Origin of the sequence: Anaerococcoides asporogena, from assembly GCF_029590275.1 — a bacterium.
Taxonomy (GTDB): Bacteria; Bacillota; Clostridia; order Clostridiales; family Clostridiaceae; genus JG1575.
Window position 1 is genome coordinate 889886 of sequence record NZ_CP120965.1, and the last position, 20557, is coordinate 910442.

The 20557-nt window shown below is 44.3% G+C and carries 11 protein-coding genes and 3 pseudogenes; 7 read left to right on the top strand and 7 right to left on the bottom strand.

Annotated features, from left to right (window positions below; genetic code table 11):
- The first annotated feature begins 69 nt into the window (after positions 1-69).
- Together P6M73_RS04215 and P6M73_RS04220 are read left to right on the top strand one after the other, a co-directional pair.
- On the top strand, positions 70-1176 hold the full coding sequence (locus P6M73_RS04215; protein ID WP_277854877.1) for an IS30 family transposase: 1107 nt from the start codon (positions 70-72) through the stop codon (positions 1174-1176).
- 342 nt (positions 1177-1518) lie between these two features.
- A complete protein-coding gene (locus tag P6M73_RS04220; RefSeq protein ID WP_277854878.1) occupies positions 1519-3027 on the top strand; it encodes a DUF262 domain-containing protein in 1509 nt (502 codons plus the stop codon).
- Between the two features lie 647 nt (positions 3028-3674).
- Here the strand turns inward: P6M73_RS04220 and P6M73_RS04225 are convergent.
- Both P6M73_RS04225 and P6M73_RS16830 read right to left on the bottom strand, forming a co-directional pair.
- Positions 3675-4667, bottom strand: coding sequence for an IS5 family transposase (locus P6M73_RS04225; protein WP_277853549.1), 993 nt, complete (start codon positions 4665-4667; stop codon positions 3675-3677).
- A 28-nt stretch (positions 4668-4695) separates the two neighbouring features.
- Positions 4696-6693 (bottom strand): IS1634 family transposase, encoded by a 1998-nt coding sequence (locus P6M73_RS16830; protein WP_489666470.1) that lies wholly within the window; start codon positions 6691-6693, stop codon positions 4696-4698.
- A gap of 155 nt (positions 6694-6848) precedes the next feature.
- Between P6M73_RS16830 and P6M73_RS04240 the strand changes: the two are divergent.
- The 5 genes and pseudogenes from P6M73_RS04240 to P6M73_RS04260 form a co-directional block, all read left to right on the top strand.
- Positions 6849-7295: pseudogene (locus P6M73_RS04240) on the top strand (YgjP family zinc-dependent metalloprotease); the annotation flags it as partial.
- Positions 7296-7331: 36 nt separating this feature from the next.
- On the top strand, positions 7332-11033 hold the full coding sequence (locus tag P6M73_RS04245; RefSeq protein ID WP_277854879.1) for an ATP-dependent DNA helicase: 3702 nt from the start codon (positions 7332-7334) through the stop codon (positions 11031-11033).
- 28 nt (positions 11034-11061) lie between these two features.
- Positions 11062-15897, top strand: coding sequence for a DEAD/DEAH box helicase (locus P6M73_RS04250; RefSeq protein WP_277854880.1), 4836 nt, complete (start codon positions 11062-11064; stop codon positions 15895-15897).
- 106 nt (positions 15898-16003) lie between these two features.
- Entirely contained in the window at positions 16004-17020 is a 1017-nt protein-coding gene (locus tag P6M73_RS04255; protein ID WP_277854881.1) for a DNA-binding protein, read from the top strand.
- A 1-nt stretch (position 17021) separates the two neighbouring features.
- Positions 17022-17459 carry a type II toxin-antitoxin system death-on-curing family toxin gene (locus P6M73_RS04260; RefSeq protein WP_277854882.1) on the top strand — a complete coding sequence of 146 codons (438 nt, stop codon included), beginning with the start codon at positions 17022-17024 and terminating at the stop codon, positions 17457-17459.
- Between the two features lie 164 nt (positions 17460-17623).
- On the opposite strand, the pseudogene P6M73_RS04265 reads toward P6M73_RS04260, so the two are convergent.
- From P6M73_RS04265 to P6M73_RS04285, 5 genes and pseudogenes are all read right to left on the bottom strand, one after another.
- Positions 17624-18010, bottom strand: a pseudogene (locus P6M73_RS04265) (transposase); the annotation flags it as partial.
- Between the two features lie 61 nt (positions 18011-18071).
- Positions 18072-18290, bottom strand: coding sequence for an ErpK protein (locus P6M73_RS04270; protein WP_277854884.1), 219 nt, complete (start codon positions 18288-18290; stop codon positions 18072-18074).
- A pseudogene (locus tag P6M73_RS04275) lies at positions 18259-18540 on the bottom strand (hypothetical protein); the annotation flags it as partial. The pseudogene P6M73_RS04275 and the gene P6M73_RS04270, both read right to left, overlap by 32 nt.
- Positions 18541-18602: 62 nt before the next feature.
- Positions 18603-18821 carry an ErpK protein gene (locus P6M73_RS04280; RefSeq protein WP_277852971.1) on the bottom strand — a complete coding sequence of 73 codons (219 nt, stop codon included), beginning with the start codon at positions 18819-18821 and terminating at the stop codon, positions 18603-18605.
- A complete protein-coding gene (locus tag P6M73_RS04285) occupies positions 18790-20544 on the bottom strand; it encodes an IS1634 family transposase (protein WP_277854885.1) in 1755 nt (584 codons plus the stop codon). The genes P6M73_RS04280 and P6M73_RS04285 overlap by 32 nt, the downstream gene beginning before the upstream one ends.
- Positions 20545-20557 lie beyond the last annotated feature (13 nt).

Sequence of the window (20557 nt, forward strand, 5' to 3'; positions counted from 1 at the left end):
GTGAAATAAAGTGGCCCATAGCTATGCGGTATAATGTAGGTGACTAAACAAACATTAAGGAGCAAAGCTATGAGCCACCTCTATTCTAACACCTCGGTCTCCAGAAAGAAATACTCTCATTTATCCTACAAGGATCGTCAGAAACTCGAGGGGATGGTTCGATCAAACCATCTTCTTGCGAAGCGTAAACAAGTGACCCAAAAACACATGGCGACGGTCTTACAATGCAGTGAGGCTACTGTAAGCCGGGAGTTGAAAAAAGGGCGAGTTGAACTCATGAACTCCGATTTGACCCTCTATGTGTCCTACTCCGCGGATATCGCACAGGAGGCATATGATTATGCCGCCACCAACAAGGGACCTGCCCTCAAAATTGGCGATGACCATGAGTTTGTTGCTTATGTAGCTCATAAGATCCTTGAAGAGCGCTGGTCTCCGGATGCTATTATCATGGACTTGAAGAAAAAGGAAATCATGCCATCCAAGACCCTTGTTTCAACCCGTACTCTGTATAACTACATCAGCAAGGGGTATATCACGGATGTTTCCAATCAAAATCTGCCCCGGGAAGGGAACCAGACCAGGCGTACGTATCGTCGGGTTAAACGTGCCAATAAGGTGTTGGATGCCCCTGGCATCACAGAGCGCCCAGTGGAAAGCACTGAACGAAGTGAACCCGGGCATTGGGAGATGGATTGCATCGTATCAGGCAAAGGCAAAGGGCTCGCAGCCCTTCTGACGCTGAATGATCGGATGACAAGGGAGAGCCTGGTCTTTAAGATTGCACGGCAAACCCAGGACGAAGTTTTGAAGGTACTTAACCGGCTGGAGCGTAGGATGGGGCGAGTCAAATTCAGTGAGATGTTTAAATCGATCACCGTGGATAACGGCTCTGAGTTTCTCGACTGGAAGGCACTGATTCGATCGGTGACAGGCAGTAAGAAGCCACGGACAAGAGTTTACTTTTGTCATCCGTACAGTTCTTGGGAGAGAGGAACCAATGAGCAGAACAATGGACTGATCAGGTACCACATCCCAAAGGGGGCTGCCATTAAAGATTATAGCCATGCTCAGATACAGAAACTTCAGGAGTGGCTGAATAATTACCCAAGACGGGTATTGGGCGGATTGACAGCATACGAGGCAAAGGCCCTGTATCATTCTGGCAGGATGTAGCATCCCTCGACGGAGCCCACCGGTCAAGGTCAGGCCCAATCGGGTTAACAACCCTGACCGAAGGACCCCGTCGAGGGGAAGGACACCATCCAGAATGAAACTACATTTATGTTTGCTTAGCCAAAAAAGTCTTTCACTTTAAGTTGCAATTCGGAACTAAGATTGCTTACCAAGGGAAAACTTGACTGTTTATCATTATGGGTTTATTGTATTTCAATTAACTTCAATGCACTTTGTCAACCAGGGGGTCATCAACCAGTATAACGAAGAAGACCTTTGAAAAGATATTTGAGGGCATGGAGTACGACATCAGGTATATATAAAAAACAGGAGAATCAGATAATGGCATATGAAACACCACTCACTATAGCAGAGGTCTTGAAGGACATTTCAGCAGATAAGTATGTTCTTCCTTCTATTCAACGTGAATATGTTTGGGATACTGAGCAGATAGAAACGCTGTTCGATTCACTTATGCAAGAGTATCCGATAGGAACTTTTCTATTTTGGGAAATCAGCAAGGAACACGTAAGCGACTACGATTTTTACGGATTCATCCGTTCTTATCATGAGAATAAAAATGTACACAACAAGAAAATCGATCTGAAAGGATCGGACAGAGTGACTGCTGTTCTGGATGGGCAGCAGCGCTTAACGTCAATTTATCTCGGATTGAAGGGCACGTATGCGTATAAAATGAAATATTTAGCAAGAAATAATCAGAACGCATATCCCGTCAGAAAACTTTACCTCAATATATTGTCCTCACCAGAAGACAGCGATAATAAGTACGATTTTAAATTTCTTTCAGAGAAGGAGGTTCGCAACAATCAAGAGGTGCATTGGTTTGAGGTCGGACAGATTCTTGAAATGAAAGACGAAGGGGAGGTTTTCAGCTTCGTCAATGATAATATCAGCTACTCCGATAATTACAAATATACGAAAGAACAGTCTATGTTCGCTGTCAACACGCTATCGAAATTGTACAGGATAATCAACACAGCAGGAACGATAAGCTATTACAGGGAAAAAAAAGATGAACTTGATAAGGTTCTTAACATTTTTATAAGGGTAAATAGCGGAGGAACAAAACTGAGCTACTCCGACCTGCTTCTTTCTATTGCTTCGGCACAATGGGAAAACCACGATGCCCGGGAAGAAATCACGGAATTCGTAGACGATGTGAACTCAATAGGTGATGGATTCAGGGTAAATAAGGATTTTGTCCTTAAGTCGGCACTCGTGTTAAGCGATCTTCCAAACATCGCATTTAAGGTCGACAATTTTAACAAACAGAATATGATAAAAATAGAGTCAGGGTGGGATGACATCAAAAAATCAATTCTGCAGGCAGTGATGCTTGTGTCGGCTTTTGGCTATTCAGGGGAAACGTTGACTTCGAACAACGCACTCATCCCGATAGCATATTATCTAAGAAAAATAGGTATGCCAGATAATTTTATAGATTCCGGAACAACAAGGGCGAACCGGGACAAAATTAAGAAATGGCTCATTCGCTCACTTCTTAAGAGAACGTTTAGCGGCCAACCGGATAATGTGCTTCGGCCAATTCGTGAAATACTTAGAACCAACGGAACAGTAGATTTTCCCCTCGATGCTATTATCGAAAAATTCAAAGGAACGAATAAGTCGATACAGTTTAGTGAAACGGATATTGATGAGTATCTGCTGAAGTTGAAGTACGGCAAGAGCGAAACTCTTTCTACCCTGATGCTTTTATATCCCTCTTTGGATTTCAGCAATAAATTTGGGTCAATCACAAAAACTGTGGGATTTTCCCAAGTTGACATGGAGCCTCTGTCGGCGTGGTTCCGCCAGCCTTGCCGCTAGGCTGCATAAATGCTGGGCTAGTCGGCCAGTCAGGCTACCACGTCGACCTCTCCGTGTAAACAGGGAAAATCATAATCCCACATAAAAAGTGATTGAGCCATAAATTTCATGAAGATCATATGTATCCCAAGAGCAAATTCACGAAAAAGTATCTTAGGCATATGGGCGTTGACGAGGACAAAATAAGCGAGTACATGGATTCGGTAAACGATATATGCAATCTGCAGCTTCTTGCGGCTCAGCTTAATGAGGAGAAACTTGCGACAGATTTCAATAAGTGGTTTGAGTTACAGTATCCAACCGACTCGGATAAAATTCAATATCGCATGGTGAATTATTTGCCTATCATGGAATATACATATCTGAATTTTTCAGATTTTATGGAAAAGCGACGAGAACTTCTGAAAAAACAGTTGATGAAAGTCCTTATTTAATTCCCGAAACGAGGCTTGAACAGATATTCAAACAAACCTCTCGTGCGATCAAGAGAAAGTTTTTCATTTTATCTAAGGAAACACTGATTATTTGAGGTTAACGTTTCCCAGTTCGTTCATTATGTTGTTTTTTTGCTCATGGGTGCACAAAAATGCTGGATTTTAGTGCGATTTCAGCCCGTTTTGTGGGCTAACCCCCAATTTTGGGCGCACTTATCCCATGCAGAATTCTTTCGTTCGTTTTGCACGAATACAATTCAACAAATTGGCGCTGGCAAACAAGATGTTGAATCTATTCAAATTTTTGCTGATCCCCCGATAAACTACTTTGGCATAACCAAAGAACCGTTTGACGATCAAAAATGGGTGCTCCACTTTGCTTCGAATGGATGATTTGCGTTGTTCAATTGCCCGGTCCCACTGGATCCCGGGATAGTTCTTATTGGTCTTGATCTTGGAAGGGCGAACATTGCTGCGAAATTCAATAGTAGATAAGTGCGGATCCTCGGTGAATTCTTTTCTTGACTCGACTCCATTATAGCCGGAATCTCCGTAAGCTACTTCATCATCGGGACGAATCAGTTTGTGTGTCTCGTTTATGTCATGGACATTGGCCGCAGTCCCTGTGACTGTATGGACATACCCACTGCCGGCGCAAACTCCGGTATGAACCTTCATCCCAAAGTACCACTGATTGCCTTTCTTTGTCTGGTGCATCTCAGGGTCTCGTTCTCCCGTCTGGTTCTTGGTAGAACTGGGGGCTGCAATAATGGTGGCATCCACGATGGTGCCGCCATGCATCATTAGTCCGGCAGATTCCAAGCGTCTGGTGACATCATGAAAGATCTTCTCCCCCAAGAGATGGCTTTCCATTAAATGGCGAAAGTGAAGAAGCGTGGTTGCGTCAGGCACTTGCTGCGAGATGAAGTCCAGCCGCATGAATTTGCGCATGGCATAACTGTCATAGATGGCGTCTTCCATTGCAACATCGGAGAGGTTAAACCAATTTTGCATCAGGTACATCCGAAGCATTGTTTCAATTTCGATGGGCTTTCTGCCGCGTTTTCCCTGAGGATAGTAGGGGCGAATCATCTCGACCCAATCTTTCCAGGGAATGATAGTTTCCATAGAATCAAGAAACTCTTCTCTCTTTGTAGTCTTGCGGCGATGTGCGTATTCAAAATCACTGAAAGTCTGCTGCTTCATAAGAAAAACCTCGCTGGTAACGTAATACTTAAATTATATCGTGAGAGCGTTCCTCAGAGTTACAGAAAACAGAATTAATCAGTGTTTCCCTAAGTTCTATTTCGGCTATATTGAGCCAGCTTCCATGTTTTGGAGTATGATGGATCTCCAGTCGTTGACTCAGGCGGAACGCATGAGCTGGCGGAAACCGTTCATACAACGCTGAAATGTTGTGGGTGTTGAGATTATCCATCACAAGTATGACCTTCTCACAGTCCGGATAATCTCTTCCAAAAGAATCCGAACCTGTTCCGCCCAATCCTGCTTGGTACGACGTTCCGACCTCAGGGATCTCAAAGCCAAGAGCCTCGCATATGTCCACCTGTTTCCCCACAAATGGGGTAATGTACGCCTTCGTGTTGGGGTGCTCGATATAGCGAATCGGCCTCATCTCGTTTAACACATCCGCTACCGAATGAAACTGTTCGCCCAGCTTTGTTTTGCGGACATGGCTTAGGTAACAGCCCATGATCTGGGCAACAAAGAGAATAAAGGAACGACCAATTTTTCCAGTTTCCGTTGATGTACTCTGGCGGTCGGCTCCCAGGACCCCTTTCATCAGGGCAAAATACTTCTCCTGTTCATCCCGCAGCCTGTAATGCCGGTTAGCACTCAACGCATCCATGTCCAAACCATGGGTCGTGTTGGCAAAGAAACCTGCTTCTCGCCGACACCGGATGACCTTGGTCTCATCCAGGCTGAAGTCCTCCAGGATTCGAGTTTTCGCATTATACTTCAACCGATAAAACCGGTAGACCTGTTTCAGCGTTTCATCATCATCCAAGGGGATTTGGTTAACAAGGGACGCTTCCAAGGCTTCTTTTTGAGCTGCCAGAGCAATGTCCAGATCCGTCAGTTCATTGCCTCGGCGGATGGGATCAAAGTACAGGTTCAGTTTCAGATTATCTGCTTTCTTAAGGTTGTCACGCTGCCCTTCGATCTGGTAATCCATATCTTTCTGCAGATAGTAGATCCGTTCCTCCGGATCCACTTGCATACCCTCCGGGTGGTGGCCGAAGTTTCCGAATTCATCGATCAACTGACGAACGTGTTTCTGGCCGGTTTTGGTTCCCATGATCATGCGTTGCTGCTGGTCGATGTATAGTTCCAGATTGCGGATCGATTCATACCCCCGGTCAGTGATCAGGATGATTCGTTTCATGCCAGCCTGTTTCAAATCCTTCAGGATCACGGCCAGGCTTCGGGAGTCAGGGGTGTTTCCGGCAAAGCTTCGATAATAGACTGGCATGTGGCCATCCAGGGTGTAGACTACTACTTCCAGGGTCTGTGGAAGGGGCAGATGTTCTTTGTTCCGCCCGTAATGGATATCCGCCAGCGAGTGTCCGTAGCTGGAACAGCTTGTGGAATCGACGGCACACAGCTCATTGTCGTGGAGTCGGCGTGCCCGCAGACGCAAGAACGCCATGCGATCCTGCTCTGTAATGGACTGGGTAAACCTGGTAATATACGGAGAAGAGAGTGGCTTTGCCCAGGGGGTCTTGGCTATGCGCTGCCAGGAAGCCAGCTGGTTATAGGTCTCTCGTCCACAAAGAAGATAGAGGGCCAATGTCATGAGGGTATCAACTTTTTCCTTGTCCCCATCAAATGTGCTCATTAGGTCGAATCTCAGGCCGGTCTGTTCCGCAATCTTCTCCAACAGCCATATGTCGCCATAGAGCCGGTTCTCATCCTGACTTTCAATAACCGGCCTTCCCGCCTTCCGTCGTCCTGACAGTTTGTCAATTTCACTTAGATCCCAGCCTTCCGGGAAGATGAGTTTACCTCGTTCCTCAATAGACTCCAGAAGATAATTCTTTCCCGGAATAAACTTAAGATCATCTGTTACCGTCCCCCAATAAACGTGACGGTATTCCCGTTTTCCGGTCTTTGGGTTCACTCTGGCCGGCTGTGTACTGGCATAGTGGTATCCATTATTGTGATGAATCGATACCCGGTAAGGGCTGTTAGAATCCGTGGGACGAGCCATTGTTATCCCCTCCTATTTTTAGTATAATTATACTAAAAATAGGAGGGGATAACAAGATGGAAAGGACTGATTTTCTCAGACATTAGAATGGTTTCAGGAGTTTGCAGATCGTTACTAGTATAATTGTTTGCAAAACTTAGAACGTTTGGGGCAAACAATATTACGTTCAAACCGAATACGGCAATAAGAATTCACTTGTGCTATCCGGCGATAAAGCTGTGCTAACTGTCCGCAAGGAGAGCACCGCCGAGCAGCGTGAAAGTTTCATCCGCGAATGGTATCGAGAATTGCTAAAGTCGGAGGTAGCACGTTTGCTTCCCAAGTGGGAGAAGATAACGAGTTTGAAAGCTACAAGCTGGCAAACAAAGTATATGACCACCCGCTGGGGAACCTGTAACACAAAGACGGGAAAGATTTGGGTGAATCTGCAGCTTGCAAAGAAAACACCAGAGTGTCTTGAATACATTATCCTCCATGAACTAGTTCACCTTGTGGAAAAGAAGCATAACGAGAGGTTCGTTTTATTGATGGATAGATATATGCCGATGTGGAGAGAGATCAATGTGACACTGAATGGACAGACGCTTGACTATATGGAATAGGCTAGAGTTAATACTGTAAATAGGGGGTTATGCATTATGGCACAACATCTTTCTATCCGTGTTCCGTGGAAAGATAACGGTTATAACGGATTGGTTTGCGACAAGCCTTGCTATAACAATGCTTGCCTACGGCTTAGAAATATATCCGACAGTCGGGATGACGCTTATGAAGAAACTCTCAAAGGATGCCCAATTGTCGGTCATGAAAAAGAAATTCCCTGCGTGTCGGAGGGTGGAGTATTTATGTCTGCGACCACTCACACGCGGATAAACATACATCCTTATAAAGAGTCGAATCCAGCGACTCACGGACATTTTCGAGAAACGGAGTTGGTTTATCTACCTTACTCTTTACCCGCCCGACCTTTTGCCTGGACGATGCTCCGCAAGGGCAATGACCGCGATGACCAAAACATTCGCCGCCTTGCTGATAGGTATAACATTGATTATGAGCCTGGAAGAGAGCCAGAATTGACGTTTACCACGAACTGGATACAGGATGCTGTAAATCAGAGGGCTATTTTTAAAACCTTCTACGAGAATATATCGCCGAATCAGTCATTGGTGATTCCATATGCCAAGCAAGTGCCTTTTATTGACGACTCAAAGCGCGTTGTTATGGGTATAGGCTTCGTAAAGTCCGTTACTGAGCCACCAGAACATAAGCATACTGTGGACGGAACACTTCGCTCTATTCTGTGGGAAACGATGATCGGACACTCCATCCGGAACGAACGAAAAGACGGCTTCCTGCTTCCATATCAGGAAATGATGGAATACGCTGAAACACATCCAGAGTTCGACATAAGGACAGTTACAGTCTTTGCCGAAGATGAGTATTTTGAAGAGTTCTCCTATGCCACGGAGCATCTCTCGCATGATGCGGTTATAAGCGTATTACTTCAAACCTTAAAAGCACTTGAGATTATTAAAAATTGCATCCCTGGCAACTGGCAGGAATGCATTGAATGGACGAATGCACGGCTTAACGATGTGTGGATCGACCGAGGAGCTTTCCCGGGTCTGGGTCCAATGCTTTGTGCCGTTGGCTTTAAGTTCGGGGTCGTGCTTGCAAATGAAATTAAGAACTCAATAAACAAGAACGATAGCTTTGAGGAATATGTATCAAGGGCACTACAGAAGCCGAATGACTTCTTCAATTCAGACATAGCCGCCTCTATCGGCAAGACAGAACAAGGTGCGTTTTTCGCTTTATCTGGCGACCGCAAAACTCTGTTCTGGCTTCTTGCACGTTTGTCTTTGAGTGTAGAGCAGGCAAATGTCCTTTTCAACACAGAATACAGGCAAAAAGCTAAGGTCGGCTGTTCCGACAGTGAAATCATCGAGAACCCGTATTTGCTATATGAGCGGACAAGAACTTGCGCGGATGAATTTAAAGTAGCTGTCCGTAAAGTTGATATGGCGGTATTCCCACCCAAAGAATTGCGCGATACCTATCCGCTTTCTGCTCCGTCGGCACTCGACTCCGAAAACGATGAACGCCGTATAAGGGCAATTGCCATTAGTGTACTAGAGCAGCAAGCTCTTAATGGACATACAGTTTACCCGCAAAGTAAACTCATTATTGACATTAATGAGTTGCCAATAGAGCCAGGATGCCGTGTGTCAAGCGATATTCTTACTAGTATTAAAGAATTTCTTTCACATGAACTGATTACAGTTGAGTGTGCCGACGGATCTGTGGCATACCAACTTAGTAGACTGGCCGAGGTTGACGATGTTATTAGAAGATCCGTATACAAACGGGTGAATGCAAAACGACACGTCATCTCCGAAGACTGGAATAAACTCGTTGATGCCGCCTTTGGGGCGTATAAGGACGACGAATCAGAGGAGCGTGCCCGCGAAGAAAAATCTGCAATTCTCAAAGAACTCGCCGAAGCTCGCTTATCCGTGCTTGTTGGCGGAGCTGGCACAGGTAAGACGACACTGCTTTCACTTCTATGCAAGTCTCCTCAGATTCGCGATGGCGGTGTGCTTCTGCTTGCCCCGACCGGAAAAGCCAGAGTAAGAATGAGTCAGGCGATGCAGAAACAAGGTGTTTCAAGCAACGCAAAAACTGTTGCGCAGTTTCTTATCCAAAATGGCCGTTTTGACTACTACACGATGCGATATCAGTTATCTGATGTAGAAGCAAAGGATGTGCCATTTACCGTTATCATAGATGAGTGTTCTATGCTGACCGAGGAAATGTTTGGTGCGCTCATTCAAGCATTAAGAAAAGCCCAGCGAATAATATTCGTTGGTGACCCGAACCAGTTGCCACCTATAGGAGCGGGCAGACCGTTTGTCGACCTCGTCCGCTATTTAAAAAAGGATGTCTCGGCATTCCCACGAGTTGGAAAAAGTTATGGAGAATTGACGGTCACCCGCCGCCAGAAAAATGCTGACGGTGAAGAAAGAACTGATACGGCTCTCGCCGAGTGGTATACGGATACCACCGCCGAACTTGACGATGAGATATTTGTGCGTCTACAGGGCAACAACTGCGGTAAGAACATCACTTTCAAGACTTGGTCTTCGACAGAGGAACTTGAAGACCTTATTCTTCAAACCATCGCAGAAGAAGTCGGAATGAATGATGTAGACGATATTAACGGTTTCAACATTAGCCTTGGCGGTACAGTCGGGCAGTATACCTATTTTAATCTCGGCTGTGCCGATAAATCAGAAAGCTGGCAAGTTCTCGCACCAGTACGTGGCTTACCTCACGGTGTCGCAAATATAAACCATATCATCCATGGTAAATATCGTACGAATTACACCGAACTGGCTAAAGAATCAAATTTTTGGCTGCGAAAAATTCCGAGACCATTTGGATCAGAGGGCATTGTATACGGTGACAAAGTGATAAATGTCATCAATACAAAGCGCAAAGCTTACTCTGATAATACCTCGGCAATACATTATGTTGCTAATGGCGAAATAGGAGTCGCATTCTCAAACTGGGTCAAAAAGGATGACAGTGCTAAAGTTCGGAATATGAAGCTCGGCTGGTTAAAAGTGGAGTTTTCCTCACAGCGTGGGTCCTCTTACCAGTATGAAGGCAGAGACTTCGGTGAAGAAACCGATGCTGTTCTTGAACTTGCCTACGCTCTTACTGTTCACAAGGCACAAGGGAGCGAATTTGGCAAGGTTATTCTTGTGATTAGCGAACCGTGTGGGTTGTTGTCAAAAGAGCTTCTCTATACGGCAATCACGCGGCAAACCGAACGGCTTGTTATTCTTTACAATGCTGAGGCTTATCATTTGCGGAATTACTCATCGAAAGCGTTCTCTGACATCGCCCGCCGTTTCACTTGCCTGTTCGAGAAGCCTGAAATCATCGAGTTCAAACAGAAGTATTACGAGGCTTCGCTGATTCATAAAACGTTAAAAGGCGAACTAGTGCGCTCCAAGTCGGAGGTCATTATCGCCAATATGCTTTACGAAGCCGGGATAACCTATGAATACGAAAAAGAGTTGTCTCTTGGCGAAGATGGTACACGAATTCCCGACTTCACAATCGACGACGTCGAAAGTGGTACGCTCTTCTACTGGGAACACTGTGGCATGATGTCAGACAGGCATTACCGACAGCGGTGGGAAGAAAAGAAAGCAATATACGCAAAACACGACATCATAGAGGGAGAAAACCTGATTGTGTCTTACGATGACATGAACGGTAGCATTGACTCTGTTGCAATAAAGGCTCTTATTGAGAAATACCTGCAGTAATAATTTGAACACGGAACGAGGGTATACCATGATAGATAAACAACAGGCAATTTACTTTGAAGACTTAACTGTCAACCGCGAGGAGGGAGCGAAAGCCCTTGAGGGCTTTGCTCTCCGTGGCGTTAAGAATAGCGTAGTCGAGAAATACTCTGACCAAGCGCACTTCATATATGAACTACTCCAAAACGCTGATGATGCGAAAGCGACATCGGCGCGCTTTGAGTTGTTCAAAGACAAACTTGTCTTTGCCCATAATGGTACGCGCCGTTTTTCCGTGACAGATCCTGCAACAGAAGCACAAGACCTTGAGGATGGCACACTTGGAGATATAAATGCGATCACTGCGGTCGGTGGTTCAAATAAAACTGACGAAGCTACTATAGGCAAATTTGGCGTGGGATTTAAGGCAGTGTTTCAGTACACCTCCACCCCTCACATTTATGACCCGAATGTGTTTTTCAAAATTGAGCGGTTCATTGTTCCCATACGTCTCGAACAGGACTATCTGGGCAGACGAGACGGTGAAACTTTGTTTGTCTTCCCATTTGACCACGATAAGCGTAGCCCAGAAGAGTCGTATGCTGATATCTCTGAAAAATTGCGCTCGTTAGATTATCCGCTATTGTTCTTATCAAGTCTGAAAGATATCGAATTCGAGATATCCGGTATTCTTGGCTTATACGGCAAAACAGTTGAGGAGAAACGAGATTTTGATGGTGTAACAGCCGAGTTCATCAGGCTCACCCAAAACGACGGAGAAAACCGTGAAGACCTCTATGATAATATGTTGTGGCTGTTTACCCGCGATGACGAAAACGCCCATACATACTCCGTCGGTTATTTCATTGACGGCGAGGGGCATTTAATTCCCAAATCACATACTGCGTTTTGCTTCTTTCCGACAAAGGAAGTCACAGGTTTGAACTTTATACTTCACGCCCCATTCCTGCTCACTGACAGCCGCGAGGGAATTCGTGCTGGTGTTCAGCACAACCTCTCCATGATCGCATTGCTGTCGGAGTTGGCGGCTGACAGCCTTGTTTACCTTCGTGATATTGGACTATCGAAATCCGTACCGTTAATCGATGATAACATTTTTGATATCGTACCATATGACGATAGCGGATTTGGGGATATTACCAGCAAGAAAGCTATCTCTTTCAAGCCTTTTTACACTGCAATCAAAGAGGCTTTTGCAAGTCAAGAGATTATACCGACTTTAAACAATGGTTATGTGACATCTTCACATGCCTTCTGGGGTGGTGGCGATAACAGCCAGTTAGCTGAAGTATTTTCGAATTATCAATTGGCTGTTTTGACCAAGAATGAAAAGGCAAGGTGGGCATTCCCCTCTCTTAGCACTCCGCGTAGCGCCGGTAAAAGCGTAAAGTTTGACTACATAAGGGCAATTGTTGAGAACATTGTTACTGATAATGCCGTCATAGATATGCTGAACAAGTCATTTATAGAAGCGCAGAAAATCGAATGGCTTCACACTTTGTACAAGTATATTTCTGTAAATGCCGACCGTACTAAACGTGTTAAAACCAAGCCGATTTTCCTTGATGCAGAGGGAAAAGCTGCGGAAGCATATGATTCAAAAGACCAAGCCGTGTTGTTTTTACCGCTAGATGGTGGTAGCGGTTTTAGAACAATTAATGAATTTCTTATGCAGAACGAGGAAACGCTTGAATTTATTAAACGCATCGGCGTCAGCGAGCCGTCTCTTCGGGATGAAATTTATACCATAATCCTTCCACGCTACAAAGACGGAGTATCCATTTCCACCAAACCGGATTTCAAAAAGTTTTTTCAATACTACTTATCTTGCCCTCTGAACACGGCCAAGTCATTTCTTGATTTGTTACGGGGTCAAAAATTTGTTTTGTGCCAGCGCGAAGGAGATAAAACACAATATAGAGCTATACCGAACGGCATCTATTTTCCTTTTGAGCCCTTGCCTTCATGGTTTGCTGAGAAACCAGAGGCACTATTTGTTTGCTTTGATGAATACATCGAATTGCTTGGAAATGATAAGCGTGAGGACCTTGTCAGGTTTTTGTCCGAACTTGGCGTTAAAGACACACCGCGAATCCTACTACGAATTCTCACTGAAGATGAGGCATATGCAATAAGGCCTCGATTTGAATGGCAACAACCTGCCTATTACAACATGAATACTCGAAAATGGTCAGAACGATACATAGATGGATGTAAAGAAAATATTGATCGGATTGTCGCGAACCAAGATGTCGAACTGTCAATAATGGTGTGGAATCAGCTTCTCAAATTGGTCGAATATGGTGTTTTTAAAGACCGTTATTCATGGTCACACGATAGCATTTTGTATGGCAAGTATGAGTATTTCTATCGCTCACAGCAAACTGACTACTTTGATTCGAATGAGGCAAAACGCCTACGTACCCAACCGTGGCTACTAAACGCCAACGGCGAATTTGTCTCGACAAGCTTACTCACAGTCCAGACTCTAAACCCACAGTATAATGTGTCAAACGATGAGGCTCTTGAGCTGTTCCGTATTTTGGGTATCAAAGAAGAAGTTGAAGAACTGATTGATGATGATATCGATATTGCTTCTTTTGCTGAATCGTACGGTTATTCGGAAGAAGATGTAAAACGTCTTATCGAAGAAGACCTTAAGCGGCGAAAAGCAGCCGAAGAGCCCGAGGAAAATTTCGATTTTGGAAATGACGATGATGAAAACGAAGAAGTCGATGGTTCTTTCGATGGAGAAGGCGATATACCAATAATCAGCAAACCATCCATTAAACGCGTGGGTAAAGAAATTACCAAACGAGCAACGTCTACACCCAAAGAACGCCTGACCAAAACAGAGGATGCCACTGATAACGCGCCCACCGATGAGGACGACTACTCAAAACCGACCGTGGATATCAGCAAGAAAATTGAAAAGGTAAAGGAACAGGCGGAAAGAGAGATACAGGAAATTGCGCGACTTGAGGACTTGAAGCAGCAGGCGGAAGAAGCGGACGTTTATTCCTTTGGCTGGTTCAAAGCCTTGCTTGAACTTGAATCCCTGAACAGTGGGGAGAATAACGCAAATAGTCGTGAAATATCGATATCGTTTGCCAAGGTTGAGCGAGAGGAAGGTACGTCCAGAACCTTGATTTTGAAGCACCCCAACCGTTACATCCCGCAGTCGATGGAAGACCTCGCAGACATTCCGCTTGAGTTGCACTTTGCGGGACAACCAATGGTTAAAGTGGCTGTAGAAGTCGTAAGTGTGAAGTCATATACGCTTCGAGCGAAGCTGCGTACGAATGCTCAAATAGACGACATTGACCTTTCTCAAGTCACCGAGGCGCGAATTGAAGCTTGTAATCCTGTGTTCTTAATTGAGGAATTACGTAAAGCTTTTATCAGGCTCGGTGAAGAAAACGGATATGATGATGACTATGATATGCAGAGCAACCTATGCGAAAACATCGAGTTTGTTTTCGGCCCCCCTGGAACGGGAAAAACCACTCATGTAGCCAGAGATATTATTCTACCATTGATGAAGTCACCGCAAGATTTGAATGTACTCGTCTTAACGCCCACAAACAAGTCGGCGGATGTTCTTGTTCGTCGTTTAATGGAATGCTTGGGGTCAGACCATAGCTACATAAACTGGCTTGTGCGCTTCGGGGCGACAAACGACAACACCATCGAACAGAGCGATGTTTTCAGGGACAAAACCTTTGATATTCGCACTTTCCCAAGGAATGTTACAGTCACTACGATAGCGCGATTTCCATATGATTATTTCCTGATGGATGACGGTAAGCGGCTTACTTTAAGCGGTTTAATGTGGGACTACATAATCATCGACGAAGCATCCATGATACCGCTTGCCAACATCGTCTATCCGCTCTATAAAAAAACACCTGAAAAGTTCATTATTGCTGGTGACCCGTTCCAAATAGAGCCAATTACGACTGTTGATACTTGGAAAAACGAAAATATTTACACGATGGTCGAACTTAAATCGTTTACTGAGACGACGACTGTACCGCACAACTACCATGTTGAACTGTTGACTACTCAGTATAGGAGCATTCCGGGAATCGGCGAAGTGTTCAGCCAGTTTGCCTACGGTGGCGTTTTGAAACACTACCGTACTGCCGAAAGCCAGAGGACACTGCCGATAGAGGACTTTATTGACCTCAAACCATTAAACATTATTAAGTTCCCGGTGAGCAAGTTTGAGAGCATTTATAGACCTAAGCGACTTCAGAGTAAAACACCGTACCAGGTATACTCTGCTTTGTTTGCCTTTGAATTTATGAAATATCTTACATCACTCATAGAAATGGTCAAAGGGGATGAGGATTTTCGCATCGGGTTAATTGCTCCATACCGCGCACAGGCTGACTTGATTGACAAGCTAATGACATCGGTCGTTTTGCCCAAGAATGTTGATGTTCAAGTTGGAACGATTCACGGTTTCCAAGGCGACGAGTGCGACATTATTATTGCTCTATTTAATCCGCCGCCGAAAATCTCTACGCACAAGGATATGTTTCTAAACAAGCTGAATATCGTAAATGTGTCGATAAGCCGTGCAAGGGACTATTTGATAGTCTTAATGCCCGACGACGAAACCGAGAATATTAACAATCTCACGCTTATCAAAAAGGTCGAAAGGCTCTGCAAGGAACAGCCGGACTGGGTTGAACAACTTTCTCCTGAAATTGAAGAACTGATCTTCGGAAGCAAGAGCTATCTTGAGGACAACTCGTTTTCAACAAGCCACCAGCTGGTGAACGTTTATGAAAAGCCTGAAAAACGATATGAGGTTAGAAGTGAAGATAATGCAGTAGATGTCCAAATACATAATTAATGACTAATGTGATGTTAAGACTTCATGGATGAGCGTAACTTGATATTTTACTTAACATCACCAGAAGCTGTATAAAACTTTGGGCGTTGAGTAAGGAGGAATAATAATGGCAAAAGATTTAACCACATCACAAATTGATCGACAGAATATCTTGAATAATGATCTTGCGGTTGAGGAAATACAAACCAAGTCCGGTATGGAAGGAATCGTTTGGGAAGATAAAGTGTATGTAACACGTGAAATGACGGCCAACTTTTTTAATGTCGATATTAGAACAATCAGTCGTTATATTGAGCAAAATGGAGAAGAGTTAAGTAAAAACGGATATGAGGTATTGCGCGGTAAACGGTTGAAGTCTTTTTTAGCTACTGCACAGAGTTCTGGTAAGGACATAAATGTCCCTACCAAGACAACTGTACTTGGAATATTTGATTTTCGCGCATTTTTAAATTTAGCAATGCTTCTTTCTGAAAGCGATCAAGCTCGTGCATTGCGTCAGCTAATGCTCGATATTGTGATTGACCTGATCAACCGCAAAACCGGGGGCGGAACCAAATACATTAATCAGCGAGACAAGGATTTCGTTTATTCTTCCCTGCAGGAAGACAACTACCGCAGACAATTTACCGACGCTCTGAAACTCTATGTTGAAGAGGACAAATATAAGTATGCCCATTTTACAGACATGATTTATGTCAGCATTTTTAAAGAAAAGGCGAAAGAATATAAGAAAATACTGGATTTAAAAGCGAATGATAAGGCTAGAGATACATTTTACAGTGAGATATTAGACATTATCGCTGCATATGAAAGTGGACTTGCTGATGCAATTAAACAAGAATACGAGCATTTAGGCCATGCGTTGTCCAAAGGTGAAGTTGAATCACTTTTCTACAGCTTTGAGAATTTGGCTTTGTGGAAGCCTTTGATTCATAAAGGACGAGTTAAAATGGCAAGCCGTGACATGGCGTTGCGAGATGCGTTTCACTATCAACTTTCAGAGTATATTAAACCGCTGGACAAAGATGAATATCAAAAATTTCTTGGCGCAGCTGGGGATGAATTGGAGCGCTTGATGGCAGAGAACCAAGAGGTTCTGAAACGCCTGAAGGAGCGTGAGTGATTTGGACAGTATCATTTATATCACTTTAGAACAAGCACAGGACATTCATGCAAAAACCATTAAATACAGTGGTGGAGGAACATATGAACATTTTGACCTTGGCCGTCTAGATAGTGTGCTGCAAAACATTCAGAACGATATTTATTATCCGACATTCGTAGACAAGCTCACTCATCTGTTCTACTGCACATGCGAATTTCATTGTTTTGCTGATGGGAATAAAAGACTGGCTATTACGCTCTGTGCTCAATTCTTGCTTTTTAATGGGTACATGGGTGTTGCAAAGAACTTTTTTGTGATTACAGAAAATATTAGTTATCAAGTGGCGGCTGGAAAAATAAAAAAAGAATTATTACATCGAATTATGACAGCCATCATGGATGATACATATAACTACGATGAAGAATTGAAACTTGATATTTTAAATGCAATCAGTTAGGCGATTTCGTTAAGGGATAATATATCCATGTGCACCTTTAAACAAAAGGTCAATGCCGTGTACATTTGCTATTAAAAATGCTCTCTTCTTTCAACGGAGGCGGGGCTACCTAAAGTGCCCCCTATTGTCAAGACACGGATTTTGATTTCATCCGAACACCTTGTTCAGGCTGCGTGACAGGTTGATTGGTTCTGGCAGAAAGCATAGGGGGTAAGGCCCCCCAGGGATGCATGCGGACGAATGGCGTTGTAGGTGTGGATGTACTTTCTGATCCCTCTGATCATCTCCTTTGGTGTCTCGTATTCCTTGATGTAGAGGTCGTCGTATTTCAGACTTCGGAAGAACCGCTCGGTCCGTACATTATCCAGTGCCTGTCCTTTGCCGTCCATGGAGACTTTAACATCGCAGGAGTCCAGGAGCTTAAGGTAGGCGGGACAGGTGAAGTGGCTCCCCTGATCCGAGTTCATGATCTCGGGCTTTCTCTCGCACAAGGCACGCCTAAGGCAGCGCAGGACAAACTCCTTCTCGAGGCTATAGCTGATCTCATAGTTGTTAACTTCTCACGTTTTACCTACTCAAAGTCCTAATCAGCACCTGGTTTTGCATTTCTTATCAATCGATACTCCCAAGAAATGACATGATTTCAGCATAAGTTTTGCCGCTTTTCTCAACAGCTTTGATCAGTTCGTTTCTTTGAATTGACCTCTGCTTTTCCTGGAGGTCTTCGAGTTCCTTCGCGGCATTATCATACTTGGCCTTGGCCTTTTCAAAATTCTCCTTTGCCTGGGCTATCTTCTCGTCAATAGAGATTGTCTTCCTCGTACGCGCCATCTTCCTCATCCCTTTCTGGCATCGCGGCCGCTTTTAACAGCTCACTTAATCTCGTTGCGCTGGTTTTGATATAGTTTTCATCGATACCGAAGGCTTTCAGTATCGTCTTTTGTGTTGCGGTTATGGCGTGATCAAGCCGGTATACGTTATCCATCTGCCGCACCATTTCGATTTTTTCCAGCTCTTTGAGCGCAGCTGGAACGGTCATGTAATTCGGCTTCTTTGCCATTTCTTTCATCATTGCTTTTAGTGTTAACTTCTCACGTTTTACCTACTCAAAGTCCTAATCAGCACCTGGTTTTGCATTTCTTATCAATCGATACTCCCAAGAAATGCCATGATTTCAGCATAAGTTTTGCCGCTTTTCTCAACAGCTTTGATCAGTTCGTTTCTTTGAATTGACCTCTGCTTTTCCTGGAGGTCTTCGAGTTCCTTCGCGGCATTATCATACTTGGCCTTAGCCTTTTCGAAATTCTCCTTTGCCTGGGCTATCTTCTCGTCAATAGAGATCGTCTTCCTCGTACGCGCCATCTTCCTCATCCCTTTCTGGCATCGCGGCCACTTTTAACAGCTCACTTAATCTCGTTGCGCTGGTTTTGATATAGTTTTCATCGATACCGAAGGCTTTCAGTATCGTCTTTTGTGTTGCGGTTATGGCGTGATCAAGCCGGTATACGTTATCCATCTGCCGCACCATTTCGATTTTTTCCAGCTCTTTCAGCGCAGCTGGAACGGTCATGTAATTCGGCTTCTTTGCCATTTCTTTCACCATTGCTTTTAGTTGCGTATAAATCTTGCACCGCACAATCAACGCCACAAATTCAATGAATATCTTCGCGGCGGCAGACTCATTCCCCGCGACTCGCAGGCTTTTATTGCCCAGGTAGGATTTGTCTCCACGGAATAGCTTCTCTGATGCATCTCGGCTCTTATACAACGAGAGCGCTTCTGCGGCTGTCATTTTTTTGGACGTGACGATCACAAAGTATCCGCAAAGATCAATTTCCTTCTCGATCACTTCGCTCTTTTCTTTTGCATAAAGAAACTTTTTTGTGCCATCATTCTTTTCATGGGTAAAGATTTCAAAATACTCATGATAGGCATCTCCGAATGTCAGCGACTTTCCCTCCTGTTTTTTTAGAAATTCCGCCATTTTTTGAATTTTATCTTCCAGGCATCCACGCTCTGCACTTTCTTTTTTCACTTTATGATAGAGATGGAAATATCGATCCATTTCATCATCCGCATAGAGCTTCTCCTGAATCGTCTTCCCGTAGGCCTGATATTCAGGAATCACGCAAGACCTCTTTTTCTCAAAGCTGCCTTTATGTTTCAAGATGATCTTTTCGACAAAAGAAGCCATCCCCTTGACCATGATCACGAAATCATACTGGCACGCGTCCATGTACTGAATATTTTTCTTGCTGAAATATCCTCGATCAAGAATAAAACCAATCTTGCGATAGCCATATTCTTTTGCCTTCTCCAACATAAATTGCAACTGGGACACGTCGACGATACTGCCGGGGTAGGTTTCATAAAATAGCGGCTCTTTATTATCCACATCATAGGCAATTGAATAATTGAATATGGGGACGCCCTGATCATCCTTGGGATGCCCGAATTCAGCCATCTCGATGTCGCCGGCCTGACAGTTTTTGTTGGTTGAATCGTAGGAAATATAAATCTGCTCCCGGTGATTCCGGGATGCATTCCATTGATTGAGGAATCCGACTTTGTCATCGCTTGTTATCGATGAGAGAAACCGAGATACCGTGGAGTCACTGTAGATCGTCATGTCCTCTGTTAGGAGCGGATGATTGTAGGCGTAATCCGGATAGTATTGCCCGGCATTATTTTCACAGATAATAGAATAAGCAGCCAGATCAAGAAACAGTCCGACACCTCGGTTGTCCCAGTAATCGGAAAGAATTTCAGGTAGTTTGTATTCTTCCATGATCTTGCGAATGACAAGAAATGCCCCGACACGAAGGCAACTGCTGCGATCGGAATGATTCCGTTCATCGGGCAGGGGGACCTCTGGGAAAAACTTGATAAAATTTTGGTTTGGCTGCATCATCGCTGGATCCACCCTGGACTGTTTTCCAATCGTAGTTCGCTGGGGAACGTTATACTTCTTTTCGGCGTTGTAATGACGGGCATAGGTGTATTCAATATAAGTGGTTTCACCGCGCCGGTTCACCGTAATTTTGCCTGTATTTTCCGGAATCTTTACGAGAAAATCGTAGTACATTTTTACTCCTTTT